The organism is Novosphingobium sp. FG90 (assembly GCF_057808725.1).
This window is the reverse complement of sequence record NZ_JBMDIO010000004.1, coordinates 160,278-177,441: the sequence shown is the minus strand read 5'-3', so window position 1 is coordinate 177,441 and position 17,164 is coordinate 160,278. Positions and strand designations below refer to the sequence as shown.

Sequence of the window (17,164 nt, the reverse complement as noted above, 5' to 3'; positions counted from 1 at the left end):
GGTGACGATGGATGTACTTCGAAGTGATCTCCCTACTCCGTCATTGCGAGCATAGCGAAGCAATCCAGGGCAGCCTCACGCCGCGCTGGATTGCCGCGCCCCTGCGGGGCTCGCAATGACGGTGCGGGGGATCATCGGAGAGGCGGGGGCGCTGGGCGTCATCCTGCGCTTCATCGCCGCACTCGCCGTCGGCGCGTGCGGCGGCGTTGTTTTCTGGTCGATCCATGCCCCGCTGCCGTGGGTGCTGGGATCGATGACCGCGTGCGCGGCAGGCAGCATCGCGCGCCTGCCGATCGCCGCGAGTTCCGCCACCCGCAGGCCGATGTCCGCCGTTCTGGGCGTCGTGCTCGGCAGTGCATTCCACCCCGGCATCGCCGCGCAGGCCGCACAGTGGATCGTCCCGATTGCGCTGCTGCCGCTGTTCCTGACCAGCGCCGCCGTCGCCTGCGTCTTCTATTTCCGCAAGATCGCGAAGTTCGACCCGCCCACCGCCTACTTCGCTGGAATGCCCGGCGGCATCGCCGAGATGGTCGTCCTCGGCTCCGAGCGCGGCGCGGACGAGCGCATGATCGGCCTGATCCACGGCGCGCGGATCTTCCTCGTCGTCTTCATCCTCCCCTTCCTCATCCGCCTGTTCGAGGCGGAGACCGGCCACGCCCCGCTTCCTCCCCAGGTTTCGGGCGTGGCCGACTGGACCTTGCTGCCATGGGCGCTAGGCTGCATGATCGTCGGCAGCGTGATCGGCCGCGCGCTGAAACTCCCCGCGTGGCACCTGATGGGGCCGCTGTTCGTCAGCGCCGCCGTCCACCTCACGGGCCTGAGTGACTTCCACATTCCGGCATGGGCCATCGCCGCCGCGCAGGTCGGCCTCGGTGCCACCATCGGCTGCCGCTTCGTCGGGCTGGACCTGCCGACGCTGCTGCGCACACTGATGCTTGCGGCGGGATCGACCGCGATCCTGCTGGTCATAACCTTCGTCTGGGCATTCGGCATCGGCTGGGCTACCGGGCTGGACCCGGCGCTGCTGACGCTGGCCTACTCGCCGGGCGGCGTGGCGGAGATGAGCATGGTGGCCCTCAGCCTCGCGCTGGAGGCGAGCTTCGTGGTCGTCCACCACCTCGTCCGCGTGGTGCTGGTCATCATCGGCGCGCCCGCCGCGTTCAAGTACATGGGAACCCGAGATGCCTGATCCCTTCGCCGAGAAAATCGCCATTCTCTATCAGGCGATCGAGCCGCCGGTGATCGACGGCCAGCGCAAGGACGCCAAGCCCGGCGGCTATTCCGACAGCGGTGCCGACATGGGCGTGGCGCTGCGCTCGGTAGGCTGCACGCTGGTGACGCCGGTGGCCGATCCCGATCCCACGTCCGTGTTCGACTGGGTCTGGCCTGACACCCCCGAAGGCATCGACGCTGCGCTGGCCGCAGGTGCAACGCTCCTCTGGGCCAATACCGTAGTCTTCGACGGCCACCCCATCGAAGCGGCCAGCCGACGCGCATGGGTGGTCAGCCCCGATCCGCGCACGATGCAGGAAGTGGACGACAAGGCCGCCACCAACGCCCGCCTCGCCGCCGAGGGCCTGCCCGTCGCTGGTTCCTGGGTGGTCGATGGCGCCGCGCCCGACATCGAGGCGCAGCTTGCCACCGTCGCGGAGCACCTGCCGCTCGTGGTCAAGCCCCTGCGCGGGCGCGGCAGTCAGGGCGTCAGCGTCGCGCGCAGCCTCGAAGAGATGATCGCGGGAACCCGCGCCATCGTCGAGGGCGGCAAGTTCGGCACCGCGATCATGATCGAGCAGTTCCTGCCCGGTCAGGAAATCACCATCACAGTCATGCCCGCAGCAGCGCGAGTGGGCGCAACCGGCCCCTTCGCCCTGCCCCCGGTTCGCCGCTTCGACCAGCATGACGACGTCGCGCCCTACAACGGCGACGTCCCCGTCAGCACCAACAGCGCGGCGATGACGGGCGAGGAATGCGCCGATCCGGCCATCGTCGCCGTCACCGCCGCATGCGAGCGCGCGGCGCAGATCATCGGCATCCGCACCCCGATGCGGATCGACTGCCGACAGGACGCGACCGGCGCCTACCTGCTGTTCGACGTCAACATCAAACCCAACCTTACCGGCGCGGGCCGACCCGGCCGCGACAACGAGGACAGCCTTTCCACCATCGCCGCCGCCGCTATAGGCTGGCGCTACGCAGACCTGCTCGTCGCGGCCATCCGCGGCGCGTGGACCAACAGGGACAATACCGCATGACCGACCTTTGGCAGCATATCGTTGCCGACTTCTCCAACATCACGAGCCCGTCCGCCCTGTCCGCCTTTGGACAGGTGGTGCTGATCGACATCATGCTCGCCGCCGACAACGCGATCGTCGTCGGCGCGCTCGCCGCCGGGCTTCCGGCCGCGATGCGCCGCAAGGTCATCATGATCGGTGTGATCGCGGCTCTGGTGCTGCGCGTCGCCTTCGCGCTTGTGGTCAGCCAACTGATGCAGATCGTTGGCCTCGTCTTCGCGGGCGGCTTGCTGCTGCTCTGGGTGGCCTGGAAGATGTGGCGCGAACTGCACGAAGATCCCAGCGACGACGAACTCGATTCGAGCCTCGCCAAGTCTGCCCCGCGCAGCTTCGCGGGCGCGGCCTGGGCCGTCGCCGTCGCCGACGTCAGCATGAGCATCGACAACGTGCTGGCGGTGGCGGGCGCCGCGCGCGACCATCCGGGTATCCTGGCGGTCGGCCTGATTCTCTCGGTCGCGCTGATGGGCATTGCCGCCAACGTGCTGGCGCGCGTGATCGAGCGTTACCGCTGGCTGGCCTACGTCGGCCTCATGGTGATCCTGTGGGTCGCGGGCAAGATGATCTGGGAAGGCCTCGTCGATCCTTCGCGCGGGATTATGGCCCTGTTCTGAACGAACCGGACGGACGGCAGGCGATGCGTCGCCTGCCGTCTTATCGCCCCGCGATGAGACATTGTATCGGCACGGGTTGCATCCCACTGCATTTGCACGGCATGAGTGTCCCATGACCAGCATCGGAACGCCTGCGTGCAACTGACCCGCTACACCGACTATGCCGTGCGCGTACTGCTGCATGTCGGTGCGCGGGACGAAGGCGATCTCTCCTCCATCGCCGAAATCGCGCAGACGTATGACATCTCGCGCAACCACCTGATGAAAGTGGTGCAGGACCTGGGCCAGGCCGGTTTCCTCGAAACCGTGCGCGGGCGCGGCGGCGGGCTGCGGCTGGGGCGCCCGGCGGAAGAGATCACGATCGGCCAGATCGTCCGGCGCACCGAGACGAGCTTTCAACTGGTGGACTGCTCGACCTGCATCGTCCGCACCGCCTGCACCCTTCCGCGCGTATTCAACGAAGCAACACGTGCCTTCCTCGAGGTGCTGGACCGGTACACGCTGGCCGATGCGCTGATCCGCAGTGACGACCTGCGTCTCATCTTCGAGCGTTTTGCACCAGCCGACGAAACGTTCTGACCGCGAAGATCAGAAGCGCCGGGAAATCCCGAGATAGATTTCCATGTCGGGAGCATCATGGTCCAGCCCACGATTGGCCCCGACGTCCAGCTGCAAGTCGTTCGCCGGCTGCCAGCCGAGCGATAGTCCCGCAAGATGCTCGTCATGGCGATGCTGAGGATCGCGGTCCGCAGTGAACTGGTACTCCGCCGTAGCGGTAAGGTCGGCCGCGAGTTTCAGCGATGCGCCTACCGCCTCATTGAACGAGAAATGCCTGCCGTGGCCATCCTCGTCCACCGCCGCCCCGAAGGCGGTCGTGGTGACGAGGCTCACCTTATCGGAGACCTCGTAGGATAGCGGTACCTGCAGCCCCGCCCCCCAGTCCCCGGCGCCTACAGGTTCGCGCCCGACCGGCAGGGTCACGAATGACATCAGTGCCACCGAAAGCCCCGAACCATCCGGATTAGCGAGATTGCGCCGCAAGGCCAGCGTAACGTCGCCGATGGTGGTGACGTGCTCGATGCCCGATCCGTCCCGCACGCGGCCCAGTCCCAGGGCCGCCCATTCGACATGCAATTCGGCATGGTCGGAGATGCCCCGGCGCACCCGGGTATCGCCGACAAGGACGATATCCTCTCGCTCGCGGCCGTCCTTATCGAAGGTCCAGTCGCCCAGACCCGTCTCGACCGACCATACACCCGGAGCCAGAGTGCAAGCCGGTGTCGAAATGCCCGGACGGTCGGGGCAATAATCACGTTCGCCCGCCCATGCTGCGCAAGGCAATCCGGACGACGCTGCGACGAGGCAAAGGACAGCAAACTGTCGGGAGACGGTCAGGCGGTTGTGCAATGGCGGGCTCCTCGAAAGGTAACAGCCAGAATACCGCTCGTCGCACTCAGTTCCCCGTTTGCAAGGAAGCCCAGCCGCCGAAAGGCCGGGAGGACGCCCGAGCGATACTTGCGCCAGGTTAGCATCGGTGCCGCGACACGGCGGAGCGGGCTGCGCTAGCCAGACCCTCGATACGATTCGGGGAGACGAGCATGAAGATCGACAACACCCTTGCCGCCGTGGTCACCGGCGGTGCCTCGGGCCTTGGCCGGGCGAGCGCGAAGGCGCTGGCCGATGCGGGCGTCAAGGTCGCCATCTTCGACATCAGCGAGGAAGCTGGCCAAGCGTTCGCGGCAGAGATCGGCGGCGTGTTCTGCAACGTCGACATCACCAGCGAGGAGAGCGTCGAGGCCGGTTTCACCAAGGCGCGCGAAGCCCATGGACAGGAGCGCATCGTCGTCCACTGCGCGATCGTCGCGGGCGGCGGCAAGACCGTCTCGTTCGACAAGAAGGCAGGCGCCTACAAGCGCACGCCGACTGAGCAGATCGCCAAGTCGGCCGAGGGCATCTTCACCGCGTCCTACCGCGTCGCCTCGATCGCGGCGCTGGGCATGGCAACGGCTGAGACCCTGAACGAGGACGGCGAACGCGGCACGATCATCCTCACCTCCTCGGCCGCTGCAGAGGATGGGCAGATCGGGCAGGTCGCCTACGGCGGCGGCAAAGGCGCGGTGAACGCGATGGTACTGCCGATGGCGCGCGACCTCATGGATCTGGGCATCCGCGTCAACGCGATCATGCCCGGCACCTTCGCGACACCGCCCATGCTGCGCGTCAAGGAGCACGCGCCCGAGGTCTACGAGAATCTCGGCAAGGCAGTGCCCTTCCCGCGCCGCCTCGGCAATCCTGAGGAGTTCGGCTCGCTGGTGCTCGAACTGGTGCGCAACATCTACTTCAATGGCCAGTGCATCCGTCTCGACGGCGCTATCCGGATGCCGCCGAAGTAGCTTTGTGGCCCTCCCGCAGGCGGGAGGGCGTGGCGCTGTTTCTCCCCTCCCGCTTGCGGGAGGGGCCGGGGGTGGGTCTTTTCCCATCCTACTTCCCCTTGACTCCCCCTCCCCGCCCGGCCCAATCGGCCCGATGCGACGCATGGGACTTCACGCACTCAAGGGGCTGGCCATCCGGCAGCGCCAGCGGCTGCGCTCGAGCGAAATGGCCTTCATCGTGCTGGCCCTCGTCGCGGGGCTGGCGGCGGGGTGGCTGACGAACCTGCAGGGGTTCATCGCGCACTCCATCCAGCGCGTGCTCTACGGCATCGGCGACAACCGCCTGAGTGCGCTGGGGGAAATCCACAACTGGTGGCGCCTGCTCGCGCTGCCATTGGGCGGCCTCGTGCTCGTCGGCATGGCCTACCTGCTGCGCAAGCGCCGCCGCGCACCCATCGACGTGGTCGAGGCGAATGCACTGCATAGCGGGCGCATTCCCTTCGTTGACAACCTCGTCATCTCGGTCCAGACGATCCTCTCCAACGGCGCGGGCGCCTCGGTCGGGCTGGAAGCGGCCTATGCGCAGATGGGCGGTGGCGTCGCTTCCGTCTTGGGGCAGTGGTTCAAGTTGCGTCGCTCGGACATGCGCACGCTCGTCGGCGCAGGCGCGGGTGCGGCGGTGGGCGCCGCCTTCGGCGCGCCGCTGGCGGGCGCGTTCTACGCCTTCGAAATCGTCATCGGCACATATACGCCTGCCGCGATCGCGCCCGTCGTCGCAGCGGCGCTGGGCGCTGCCTTCGTCACCCGCGCGCTGGGGGTGGAGCCCTACCTCATCGCCACCGCCGCCGACCGCACGCTGACGACGGGGCACTATTTCATCTACACCCTGCTCGGCCTCGCCTGCGCGCTGGTCGGCATCGCGATGATGCGCCTCGTCACGTTCGCGGAGCAGAAGATGCAGGGCGTAAGCGGCCGTATCGCGCGCTGGAAACCGGTCATCGGCGGACTGCTGCTGATGCCGCTGGCGATGGTGACGCCGCAGACGCTTTCGGCCGGGCACGGCGCGATGCACCTCAACATCGCGATGCAGCCCGCCCTGCAGTTCCTCGTCACGGTGCTGGTGCTCAAGGTGCTGGCTTCCGCCATCTCAATCGCCTTCGGGTTTCGCGGCGGCCTGTTCTTCGCCTCGCTGTTCATCGGTTCGCTGGTGGGACTGATCTTCGCCGCGCTGGCATCGATGGCTGGCATCGCGCTGGACATCAACGACGCCGCGCTGGTCGGCATGTCGGCGCTCGCGGTGTCGGTGGTGGGCGGGCCGATGACGCTCGCCATGCTGATGCTGGAGACGACGCACGACTTCTCGCTCATGGGCGTGGTGCTCACCGCCTCGCTGGTGTCGAGCGCGCTGACCCGCGAGACCTTCGGCTATTCGTTCTCCACCTGGCGCCTGCACGTGCGCGGCTCGATCATCCGGAGCCCGCGGGACATCGGCTGGATGCTGACGCTGACCGCCGGGCGCATCATGCGCAAGGACTGGAAGAGCGCAGCGGCCAGCCTCTCGGTCGCGGACTTCCGCGCACAAGTGCCGCTGGGTTCGACGAGCAAGGCGATCCTGCTCGATGACGAGGGGCACTACGCCGGGATCGTGGCGACCGCCTCGGCCTACAACCCCGAACTTGCGCCCGACGTCGCAGTGGGAACGCTGGCGACGCTGCAGGCGAACACCCTATCGCCGGTGACGGACATCCGCGCCATGCTGAAAGCCTTCGACCTCGCCGTCGCGGACGAACTGGCGGTGGTGGACGGCGTCGGCAACGTCGTCGGCGTGGTGACCGAACGGCACGCGAGGCGACGCTACTTCGAGGAAATCGAAGCCTCGCAGCGGGAGCTGTTCGGGGAGAATTGAGGGTGTGAAGAGGCTCACCCCGTCCGGCCAGGCCCTTCGGGCCAAGCCTCCCAGCGCTCCCGCGAGCGGGAGGGCTGATCCTTCCTTCTCCCCTCCCGCTTGCGGGAGGGGTCGGGGGTGGGCCTTACTTCCTTCCTTCAGATCAATCCTGCGCCACCGGCAGCCACACCGCACTCGCCTGCTCGCCGCCGAAGTGCACCGTCTCGGTCGCCTTCACGTAGTCCGTGGGCTTGGCGTCCATGATCGAGGGCACCCAGCTCTGCGGATTGCGATCGTAGAGCGGGAACAGACTCGACTGCACCTGCACCATGATCTTGTGGCCCGGCAGGAACACGTGATCGACGTTGGGCAGCGCCCACTTGAAGTCGTAGACCTTGCCCGGCTCCAGCGCCTGCGGCTTGTCGAAACCGCCGACGTAGCGGCCGCGGAAGATCTCGATGCCGATACCCAGCTGATAGCCCGCCATCTTCGGATCGGCGGTGTTCTCCTGCGGGTAGACGTCGATCAGCTTGACCACATAGTCGCTGTCCTGCCCGGACGTCGCCGCCCGCAAGTCCACCTTGGGTGCGCCCTTGATGTGGACGGGCTTGTCGAGCACGCCGGTCTGGTAGCTGAGCACGTCGGTGCGGCCATCAGCGAAGCGCTGGTCCTGCACCAGCCAGGTCTTCCACTCATCGCCCTTCATGTGGACCGGGCGCGGCAGCATCGGCACGGGCTTGGCGGGATCGGAGACGTAGCTGTCGGTCCCGGGCGCGCCCTTGGTCCACGACAGCGAGGAATTCGCGCCGAGGTAGAGCGGCGTATAGGCACCCGCCGGCCATGCCTGCGACACCTCCCACTTGTTCTCGCCCGTGGCGTACGTCAGCACCGGCGGCGTATCGCAGGCAGGCGCGTTCGTCTTGAGGTGGCAGTCGAAGAACGGCTTCATGTAGCGTGTGCGGAACTGCAGGCCGGTGTCGCCCTCCCACTTGAGCGGGCCGAGTTCGCGCGCCTCGTAGTTCACCTGAGAATGCCGCCACGGACCGATGACGAGGCTGACGTTGTCGTTGCCGCCCGCCTTCAGCGCCTGATAGACCGCCGGGGCGCCGTAGCTGTCTTCCTGATCCCACTGGCCGACCACCAGCATGGTCGGCACCGTCAGCTTGCGCGCGCCGAGCAGCTTGTCGACCGCCTGACCCTGCCACCATGCATCATAGCTCGGGTGCTCCAGCACCTTGCGCACCACCGGCAGGTCGAGCAGGCCATAGGCCTTGGCGTAGTCCATCGCCGAACCGCCTTCGAGATAGGCGGTGTAGTCGTCACCACCACCGCGAGGAACGTCGCCGCCGCCCTTCTTCACCGTCTGGCCCAGATCGTAATCGAAGCCGAACATGCGGAAGGCGCCGTTGTGGAACCAGTCGTCGCCCATCCAGCCGTCGACCATCGGGCTCTGCGGCACCGCCGCCTTGAGCGCCGGGTGCGGATCGATCAGCGCCATCAGCGAGGTGAAGCCGAGATACGACGAGCCGGTGATGCCGACCTTGCCATTGCTCTCCTTCACGTTCTTCACCAGCCAGTCGATCGTGTCGTAGGCGTCGGTGGCGTGGTCCACCTTGGTCTTGTTGAGCGGCCCACGCAACGGGCGGTTCATGACGTAGTCGCCCTCGGACCCGTCCAGACCGCGCACGTCCTGATAGACGCGGATGTAGCCGTCATTGACGAACTCTGCATCGGCGACGGGCAGGATTTCCTCGATCTTCTGGCTGCGGTTGCGGCTGCTCATCTTGTCCGCATTGTACGGCGTACGGCTGAGCAGGATCGGGCCGTCCTGCGTGCCCTTGCGGTAGATGATGACGGTGAACAGCTTTGTCCCGTCACGCATGGGGATCATCACCGTCTTGCGCACATAGTCCGCCTGCGGGCGAACCCAGTCGTAGGACTTCACCTGCTCGTTCATCATGGTGTCGGTGGGTGCCTGCGCGGAAAGCGACGAGGCAAGAGCGAGGGCCGCGACGGCGGCCGTGTAGCGGAAATGCTTTGTCATGATCCTATGGGTGGACCGTGCATTTCATGGGGTCAAGAACGGAAGAAGAATGCAGGAGTTTACCACCCCTGCACCCCGTATTTCGTAGAGATCACGCGCGCCGCATCGTCATCCCGGACGGTGAGCCAGGAGACATCAAAAACCTGCGGCGCGATTTAGAACTGCGGTGGCTGCGCGCGCACCGAAGCCATTTCACGGGGTGCAGGGGTGGTAAACCCCTGCATTAATCCCCCTTAAGCCGCCTGCTTCTGCCCCTGAGTAGCCTCAAGGTTCAGCAGATCCGCCATCTCGAACGCCAGTTCGATCGACTGCGCACCATTCAGACGCGGATCGCAGTGCGTGTGGTAACGGTCCTTCAGCGCCTCGTCGGTGATGGCGATGGCGCCGCCGGTGCACTCGGTCACGTCCTGCCCGGTCATCTCGATATGGATACCGCCTGCATGCGTGCCTTCCGCGCGGTGGACCGCGAAGAAGCCGCGCACTTCGGCGAGGATGCGGTCGAACGGGCGGGTCTTGAAGCCGCTGTCGGACTTGATGACGTTGCCGTGCATCGGGTCGCACGACCACACCACCGGATGACCTTCGCGCTTTACCGCGCGCACCAGCTTGGGCAGGCCGGCTTCGACCTTGTCGTGGCCGTAGCGGCTGATGAGCGTCATGCGGCCCGGCTCGCGGCCCGGGTTCAGCGTGTCGAGCATGCGCAACAGCGCGTCCGGCTCAAGGCTGGGTCCGCACTTCATGCCGATCGGGTTGCCGACGCCGCGCAGGTATTCGACGTGGGCCGAGCCCTCGAAGCGGGTGCGGTCGCCGATCCACAGCATGTGCGCCGAGCAGTCGTACCAGTCACCCGTCAGCGAATCGCGGCGGGTCAGCGCCTGCTCGTAAGGGAGCAGCAGCGCTTCGTGGCTGGTGTAGAAGTCGGTGCCCTGAAGCTGCGGGACCGAGCTGGGTTCGACACCGCAAGCCGCCATGAAGTCGAGCGCTTCGCCGATGCGATCGGCCATCTGCGCGAACTTCTCGCCCCAGGGGCTGCGGCCGATGTGGTCGAGCGTCCACTGGTGGACCTGGCGCAAGTTGGCATAGCCGCCGTGCGCGAAGGCGCGCAGCAGGTTCAGCGTCGAGGACGACTGACCATAGGCGCGCAGCATGCGCTCGGGATCGTTGCGGCGCGCCTCGGCGTTGCCTTCGATGCCGTTGATGATGTCGCCGAAGTAGCTGGGCATCTCGACGCCGCCGACCATCTCGGTCGGGGCCGAGCGCGGCTTGGCGAACTGGCCGGCCATGCGGCCCAGCTTCACCACCGGCTGCTTGCTGGCGAAGGTCAGCACGACCGCCATCTGCAGCAGCACGCGGAAGCTGTCGCGGATGTTGTCGGCGCTGAATTCGGCGAAGCTCTCGGCGCAGTCACCGCCCTGGAGCAGGAAACCGCGACCGGCGGCGACTTCGGCAAGGTCGGCCTTCAGAGCACGGGCTTCACCGGCAAAGACGAGCGGCGGAAACTTCGCAAGCGTGGCCTCGACCTCGCTGAGTTTCGCCTGATCGCCATAAACCGGGAGGTGGCGCGCCTCTTGCGTCTTCCAGCTCTCCGGTGTCCAGTTGGTAGCCACTGTATCGTACTCCTCTGGCCCGTCACCTGATTGCGCGGGCTTTTCCAAGCGCCGCAGGTCCTCCCGGGCGGCGCAAGCAAGGGGCGGCCTTTAGCGCCTGTCGGCAATTTTTGCAAAGCCGGGTTTGGCGATCATGGTGATCGGTTGCGTGATGGGTGTGTGGGAGGCCCACCCCGCTGCGACTAGGCGATAAATCGCCAAGTCTCGCGGCCCTCCCGCAGGCGGGAGGGCGATACGTTCCTGCTCCCCTCCCGCCTGCGGGAGGGGCTGGGGGTGGGCTTCTACTTACTTCCCCGCAACGCCGCCTTCCTTGCCCTCGGGCATAACCTCAAGCCGCCACGAATGGTCGCGGCCGAGATACCGCGCCGCCAGCGCCTGCATCGCCTGCGGAGTAGTGACGGTATAGTCGCTCAGCACCGAGCGCACGGTGCCGATGCGCGTGGGATCGGTCGTCGCGCCTTCGAGCTGGCTCATGAAGAACGAGGTGCTCGATGCCGCGCGGGTCACCTGCTGGCGCAGCGGTTCGGTGACGAGCGCCAGTTCGTCCGCCGTGGGCGGGTTGGCGATGAGGTCTTGCGCGATCTCGTCGGCGGTCTGGAAGAACACCGGCACCGACTTGGGATCGACCTGCGCCACTGCCGTGATCGAGCCGCCCGCGGCAAGGTCCACTGGCCACTGCGAGTAGACGTAAGGCGCATAGGACACGCCCAGCTTCTCACGCACCGCGTTCATCAGGCGGTTGGTGAACAGCTGCGTGAGGATTTCCAGCTGGCGCGATTCGCGGATGCCCATCGAGCCGCCACCGGTCGGCCATGAAACAACCGCCGCCGCCTGATCGGGGTCGCCATGATGGATCAGCTCGATCGGCTTGTCCGAAGGCTGCGGCACGTCCATCTTCGCCGCCGTCGCGGTCACGGGCACCGGCTGGCGGGACTTGAGCGCACCGAAGGTCTTCTCCAGCGCGGCAATGGCAGCGGTCTTGTCGAAGTCGCCGAAGATCTGCACCTCGACCGGGCCTTCCTTCAGCGCCTTGCTCCAGACGCGCTTGAAGCCGTCTGCGGTGGTCGCCTCGATCTGGTCTGGCGTCGGGGTGGCGAAGCGCTTGTCCTGCCCGCGCTGGTAGAACTGCAGGTCGCGGTTCAGAACGCCCTGCGGCGAGGTGGAGAACGTCGCATACTGGATCTTCGCCGCCGCCTTGGCGCGGGTGAAGGGCGCGACGTCCCACTTGGGCAGGTCCAGCTTGGCCGCGAAGAGATAGAGTTGGTCGGCAAGATCAGACGGGCGCGTCTCTGCTGAGAGCTGGAACGAGGCATCCTGCACCTCGAAATCGAAACCCATCTTGCGGCCGGTGGAGATGCGGTCGAGATCGTCCTGACCCAGCGTCGCAAGGCCCGAACCGACCAGCGCATAATTGCCCAGCGTGATGTAGGCCGCATCCTTCGGATCGATCGAGCGGTAGCCACCGCCGAAGCGCGCCTTGACCATGACGCGGCCCGGTTCCTCGACCACTGGCCACAGCATCGCCTTGACGCCGTTGGCGAAAGTCAGTTCCTCGATTTCCAGCAGGCCAGTCGGCACGTCGCTGACCGCCTTCTTCGGCGCGCCGATCGCGGGGAGCTTGTCGAAGGAGATCGGCTTGAGCGCGGTGCGCACGCTGGCGTCGGCCTTGACCGGCTCGGACAGCGCGAGTTGCAGTGCCTTGTCGGTCGCTGCGCCGTCCTTCTGCACGGTGAACAGCGCCCGGGTAACATTCCCGGTGAACAGCTTGCGGGTGTGCTCCAGCACCGCCTGCGGGGTAAACAGCGGCTTGGACTTGCGGAAGATGTCCAGCACGTCCTGCGGCGCGGCCACCGTCTCGCGGATGTCGAGCGCGTTGACGAGGTCGTCGGCGATCTTGCTGCCCGGCAGGATGCGCTGCTGCTCGACCGGGACCTGAAAGGCGACTTCCATCTCCGCCGCCTCGCGGTCGATCTCTGCCTGGCTGGGCGCGCGGGTGAGCGCGTCGGCGATCACCGCGCGTACATCGCGCAAAGACGCCTGCCAGTCGTCGCCGAGCGGCGTCACCGACACGAACGTGGCGTCGGCCGAACGCGAGACGTCGTCCTGGTTAACCGAGGCGGAAAGGAAGCTGCCCCCTGCCCGAGCCTTCGATTCGAGACGGCGATTGATGATCGCCTGCGCCAGCGCGTCGGTCATCAGGCCCTGGTTGTAGGGAATGTTGTCGATCACCTGCCGCCACGGGCGCAGCACCGCGTACATCAGCGAGGGCGGCAGGTCGGGCTCGACCAGCACCTTTGTTTCGCCGACCGGGTTCCTGGGATCGGCGCCGGCAGGTGCCTCGGGATCGCCGAAGCTGGGGGCCACGGCCTTGGGACCGGGCACCTTCCAGTCGGTGAACCACTTCTTGACGTAGCTTTCCAGCATGGCGGGATCGACGTCGCCCGCAACGATCACCGCTACGTTGTCCGGCCGATACCAGCGCGAATAGAATGCCCGCACGCTCGCCGGGGTCGCCGAGGTCAGCGATTCGACGGTGCCGATCGGCTCGCGGTTGGCGAGCGGCTGCCCGGCGTAGAGCACCTTCTGCATCGCGTCCTGCACGCGCTTGGAGGCGCCGCCCCGCTCGCGCATTTCCGACAGCACGATCGGCAGGTCCTGCTTGAGGTTCGAGGCCGAGAGCGTCGGTGCCGTGACCATGCCGCTCATCAGCTTGAACGTCTCGTCGAGCGAGGTCGGCGTGGCGTTGGGCAAATCCAGCTTGAACACCGTCTGCGTGGTGGAAGTCACCGCATTGGTGTCGCTTCCGAAAGTCGCCCCAAGACGCTGGAACGCGGCGATCGCGGTGCCCTCGGGAATGTACTTCGACTGGCGGAACAGCATGTGTTCGAGCAGGTGGGCATAGCCGCGCTCGCTGTCGGTTTCATAAAGCGAACCGGCATCGACGCGGATACGGATCGAGACCTGGCCCGGCGGCACGCCGTTCTTGCGCACGGCATACTTCACGCCGTTCGACAATTCGCCGAAGTGCCATTCGGGATCGTGCGGAATGTCGCTGCCACGGTAGAGCCAAGGATCCGCCTGACCCACGGTCGGGGCGACAACAGGCGCGCCGGCGGGCGGCAATGGCGCGGGCGGCGTCCCCGGCCCCTCGGACTTCTGCACCTGCAAGGGCACGACGGGCTTGATGTCCTGCGCGAGCAGCGGCGGGATCGGTGCCTGAGCAAGAAGGAGCACGCAGAAAAGCGAGCGGGCGGCGCGCGTGGGGGTCGTCATTGCGCAAGGTATAGGGAGGGCTCTCCTTAAGGGCCAGTGAATAGCGCCGTCATTTCGGCGCCCATTTCACCGCATCCATGCCGCTTGCACACTTGACCCTCCGGACACTTCACCTAAATCGCAATCATCATGTTCATCGAAACCGAAACCACGCCCAACCCCTCGACGCTCAAGTTCCTGCCCGGTCGGCAGGTCATGACTTCGGGAACGCGCGAATTCCTGTCGCCCGAGGATGCGGAAAGCTCGCCGCTGGCGCAGGCGCTGTTCGACCTTGGCGACGTGGTCAGCGTGTTCTTCGGCGGCAGCTTCATCGCGGTTACTGCCGCGCCCGGCGTCGAGTGGCCGTCGCTGCGCCCGCAAGTGGTCGCGATCCTGCTCGACCATTTCGTTTCGGAAGCGCCGCTGTTCACCGGCGGCGACGCCAGCGGCTTCTCGGTCCCGGCCGAGGACGATGATTATGGCGACGATCCCGCCGATGCCGACATCGTCGCGCAGATCAAGGACCTGATCGAAAGCCGCGTGCGTCCGGCCGTCGCCAACGACGGCGGCGACATCATCTATCGCGGTTTTCGCGAAGGCGTAGTCTACCTTTCGATGCAGGGCGCCTGTTCAGGCTGCCCCTCGTCGAGCGCGACGCTCAAGCACGGCATCGAAAGCCTGCTCAAGCACTACGTCCCCGAAGTCAGCGAAGTCCGCGCGGCCTGACCGGCGCGATGACGGCGCGGTGCGGAATATTCGCGTGACCACCGCTTCCACCCTGGTGATCGACAGCGCAACCGACGCCTGCTCGGTCGCGCTGTTTTCCGGCGATACATTGGTCGCGGGTGAATTTCGCATGCTCGGGCGCGGCCACGCCGAGGCGCTCGTGCCGATGATCGCGTCCCTTCCGGGCAAGGGACGCGCCGATCGTATTGCCGTCGCCCTCGGTCCCGGCAGCTTTACCGGCGTGCGTGTCGGCCTGGCGGCCGCCCGCGCGCTCGCGCTGGCATGGGGCGCTACGACAGTCGGCTATCCCACGCTGGCACTGATCGCCGCGATGGCGCGCGACAGCGAGGGCGCACAGGCACTTACCGTCGTCACGACCGGCGGCCATGGCGAGTGGTTCGTCGAAAGCTTTGCCGCCGATGGCACCAGCATCCACGACCTCGTCTCGCTGCGCCCCGACGCCGCCGCCGAACTCGTGACGGATGAACTGGTCGTCGGAAGCCAGGGCGAAGCGCTGGTCGCCCGTCGCGATTACGGTCGCGCACTGCCGCTGCTGCCCGATGCGCGCGCTTTCGCGCTCCTCCCTGCCGCAGCATTGTCGGTGGAGACTCATCCGCTATACGGACGCGGCCCCGATGCCAAGTTGCCTGCAGGGGTAGCATGATCGACGATATCGACCGGATCATGTCGGTCATGACCGCGTCGTTCGACCCGGTCTACGGCGAAGCATGGAACCGCCGCCAAGTCGAAGACGCGCTGAAGTTCGGCAACTGCCATTATCATCTCTTGTGTGCACGAGGTCACACACCGGCCGAGACCGAATCGGCATCCGGTTTTTTCTTGTCTCGCACCGGCTTTGAAGAAGAAGAACTTCTTCTTCTTGCCGTAAACCCGGAAGATCGAGGACAGGGACTTGGCCGCAAGCTCCTTGAAAACCTTCGGATCGGCGCCACCAGTCGCGGCGCCCGTAGATTGCTTCTCGAAATGAGAAGAGGTAATTCCGCCGAAACACTTTACAGAAATTTCGGCTTTTACCCGATTGGCGAAAGACGCGAATACTATCGCACGCCAAGCGGTCAGCGGCTCGACGCGGTTACATTTGCCTGCGACATCGGTTGAAATAGGTCCGGATTGACCCTTTTCATTCGCAATTCGATTAATGCAAGTTACCTGCAACTTTGAATCAAACTTGCACTCGTCGCTAAAATCGTCCATTGCGTCGCGAATGCAGATCTACAAAGGTTTGCTGCCCGCATAATTTGGTCGCACCCAAAGGACGTACAAGAAATGGAAACCATCCAGACCGACATGAACGAGACGCTGATCACGCTCGCGTCGGATATCGTCGCCGCGCATGTCAGCAACAACAGCGTCTCGGTCGAAGATCTGCCCACCCTCATCACCAACGTCTACGGCGCCCTCGCCGGCCTCGGCGGTGCGCCTGTGGTCGAGGAAGAAAAGCCTGAGCCCGCCGTTTCGGTGCGCGCCTCGGTCAAGCCCGACTACATCGTCTGCCTTGAGGACGGCAAGAAGCTGAAGATGCTCAAGCGCCACCTCATGACGCACTACAACATGACCCCGGAAGAATATCGCGCGCGCTGGAACCTGCCCGCCGACTATCCGATGGTCGCCCCCAACTACGCCGAAAAGCGCCGCGAACTCGCGAAGAAGATCGGCCTCGGCCGCAAGTCGAACGCCCGTCGCGGCCGCAAGCCCAAGACGGCTGCAGCCTGATTTTCGGACAGCCGCCTGAGGCCAGACGTTCGACGCATCTGCACTCGCGTTACGGAGATTCGATTTTCCGGGGACAAAGGGTGCGATCGATTACCATGGCCTGATGTGCGACTGTCCAACTCGGTTGTGATTGCAGGCGCATCGCCTTATCTAGGCGGTGCGCCTTCTTCTTGATTTACAGGTCCACCGTGAACCAACCCATCGACATCGAAGCCCTCTGCGCCGAACGCGGCCTGCGTATCACCGAACAGCGTCGCGTGATCGCCAAGGTCCTTTCGGAAAGCACCGACCACCCCGACGTCGAAAGGCTGCACGAACGTGCGACCGCGATCGACCCCGGCATCTCGATCGCCACCGTGTACCGCACCGTGCGGCTGTTCGAAGAAGCGGGTATCCTCGACCGCCACGATTTCGGCGACGGCCGCGCCCGCTACGAAGCCGCACCCGAGGCACATCACGACCACATGATCGACGTCGAGAGCGGACAGGTCATCGAATTCGTCGACCCCGAGCTGGAGTCGCTCCAGCGCCAGATCGCGGAACGCCTCGGCTATCGCCTCGTCGATCACCGCATGGAACTCTACGGCGTTCGCCTCGACCGCGAAGACGGCGAGCCCGCGCCGCGCCGCTGATCGACACCAT

15 protein-coding genes are annotated in these 17,164 nt (G+C 65.8%); 11 read left to right on the top strand and 4 right to left on the bottom strand.

Annotation, left to right across the window (positions count from 1 at the left end):
- Nucleotides 1-115: 115 nt before the first annotated feature.
- The 4 genes from ACODRZ_RS05600 (at nucleotide 116) to ACODRZ_RS05585 (ending at nucleotide 3,481) form a co-directional block, all read left to right on the top strand.
- Nucleotides 116-1,189 carry an AbrB family transcriptional regulator gene (locus ACODRZ_RS05600; RefSeq protein WP_488969818.1) on the top strand — a complete coding sequence of 358 codons (1,074 nt, stop codon included), beginning with the start codon at nucleotides 116-118 and terminating at the stop codon, nucleotides 1,187-1,189.
- Entirely contained in the window at nucleotides 1,182-2,252 is a 1,071-nt protein-coding gene (locus ACODRZ_RS05595; RefSeq protein ID WP_488969819.1) for a D-alanine--D-alanine ligase family protein, read from the top strand. Before ACODRZ_RS05600 ends, ACODRZ_RS05595 begins: the two co-directional genes overlap by 8 nt.
- Entirely contained in the window at nucleotides 2,249-2,902 is a 654-nt protein-coding gene (locus ACODRZ_RS05590; RefSeq protein ID WP_488969820.1) for a YjbE family putative metal transport protein, read from the top strand. Before ACODRZ_RS05595 ends, ACODRZ_RS05590 begins: the two co-directional genes overlap by 4 nt.
- 135 nt (nucleotides 2,903-3,037) lie before the next feature.
- On the top strand, nucleotides 3,038-3,481 hold the full coding sequence (locus tag ACODRZ_RS05585) for an Rrf2 family transcriptional regulator (RefSeq protein WP_488969821.1): 444 nt from the start codon (nucleotides 3,038-3,040) through the stop codon (nucleotides 3,479-3,481).
- Between the two features lie 9 nt (nucleotides 3,482-3,490).
- On the opposite strand, the gene ACODRZ_RS05580 is transcribed toward ACODRZ_RS05585, so the two are convergent.
- Complete coding sequence (locus tag ACODRZ_RS05580) at nucleotides 3,491-4,309, bottom strand: transporter (RefSeq protein ID WP_488969822.1); 819 nt, start codon at nucleotides 4,307-4,309, stop codon at nucleotides 3,491-3,493.
- Nucleotides 4,310-4,500: 191 nt separating this feature from the next.
- Here ACODRZ_RS05580 and ACODRZ_RS05575 point away from each other — a divergent pair, with 191 nt between their 5' ends.
- Together ACODRZ_RS05575 and ACODRZ_RS05570 are read left to right on the top strand one after the other, a co-directional pair.
- On the top strand, nucleotides 4,501-5,295 hold the full coding sequence (locus ACODRZ_RS05575; protein WP_488969823.1) for an SDR family oxidoreductase: 795 nt from the start codon (nucleotides 4,501-4,503) through the stop codon (nucleotides 5,293-5,295).
- Between the two features lie 133 nt (nucleotides 5,296-5,428).
- Nucleotides 5,429-7,180 carry a chloride channel protein gene (locus ACODRZ_RS05570; RefSeq protein ID WP_488969824.1) on the top strand — a complete coding sequence of 584 codons (1,752 nt, stop codon included), beginning with the start codon at nucleotides 5,429-5,431 and terminating at the stop codon, nucleotides 7,178-7,180.
- Nucleotides 7,181-7,322: 142 nt separating this feature from the next.
- Here the strand turns inward: ACODRZ_RS05570 and ACODRZ_RS05565 are convergent, their stop codons facing one another.
- From ACODRZ_RS05565 to ACODRZ_RS05555, 3 genes are all read right to left on the bottom strand, one after another.
- A complete protein-coding gene (locus ACODRZ_RS05565; RefSeq protein WP_488969825.1) occupies nucleotides 7,323-9,203 on the bottom strand; it encodes a CocE/NonD family hydrolase in 1,881 nt (626 codons plus the stop codon).
- 233 nt (nucleotides 9,204-9,436) lie between these two features.
- A complete protein-coding gene (locus ACODRZ_RS05560; RefSeq protein WP_488969826.1) occupies nucleotides 9,437-10,810 on the bottom strand; it encodes a class II 3-deoxy-7-phosphoheptulonate synthase in 1,374 nt (457 codons plus the stop codon).
- Nucleotides 10,811-11,095: 285 nt separating this feature from the next.
- Nucleotides 11,096-14,083, bottom strand: coding sequence for a M16 family metallopeptidase (locus ACODRZ_RS05555; RefSeq protein ID WP_488969827.1), 2,988 nt, complete (start codon nucleotides 14,081-14,083; stop codon nucleotides 11,096-11,098).
- Nucleotides 14,084-14,212: 129 nt separating this feature from the next.
- Between ACODRZ_RS05555 and ACODRZ_RS05550 the strand changes: the two genes are divergently transcribed.
- From ACODRZ_RS05550 to ACODRZ_RS05530, 5 genes are all read left to right on the top strand, one after another.
- Nucleotides 14,213-14,788, top strand: coding sequence for a NifU family protein (locus ACODRZ_RS05550; protein WP_488969828.1), 576 nt, complete (start codon nucleotides 14,213-14,215; stop codon nucleotides 14,786-14,788).
- A gap of 34 nt (nucleotides 14,789-14,822) precedes the next feature.
- Nucleotides 14,823-15,452, top strand: a complete 630-nt coding sequence (gene tsaB / locus ACODRZ_RS05545) for a tRNA (adenosine(37)-N6)-threonylcarbamoyltransferase complex dimerization subunit type 1 TsaB (RefSeq protein WP_488969829.1) — start codon at nucleotides 14,823-14,825, stop codon at nucleotides 15,450-15,452.
- On the top strand, nucleotides 15,449-15,907 hold the full coding sequence (locus ACODRZ_RS05540) for a GNAT family N-acetyltransferase (protein ID WP_488969830.1): 459 nt from the start codon (nucleotides 15,449-15,451) through the stop codon (nucleotides 15,905-15,907). Before tsaB ends, ACODRZ_RS05540 begins: the two co-directional genes overlap by 4 nt.
- Nucleotides 15,908-16,075: 168 nt before the next feature.
- Nucleotides 16,076-16,522, top strand: a complete 447-nt coding sequence (locus ACODRZ_RS05535; protein WP_103098264.1) for a Ros/MucR family transcriptional regulator — start codon at nucleotides 16,076-16,078, stop codon at nucleotides 16,520-16,522.
- A 188-nt stretch (nucleotides 16,523-16,710) separates the two neighbouring features.
- Nucleotides 16,711-17,154: a Fur family transcriptional regulator gene (locus ACODRZ_RS05530; RefSeq protein ID WP_488969831.1), complete on the top strand. Its 444-nt coding sequence runs from the start codon at nucleotides 16,711-16,713 to the stop codon at nucleotides 17,152-17,154.
- Nucleotides 17,155-17,164: the final 10 nt, after the last annotated feature.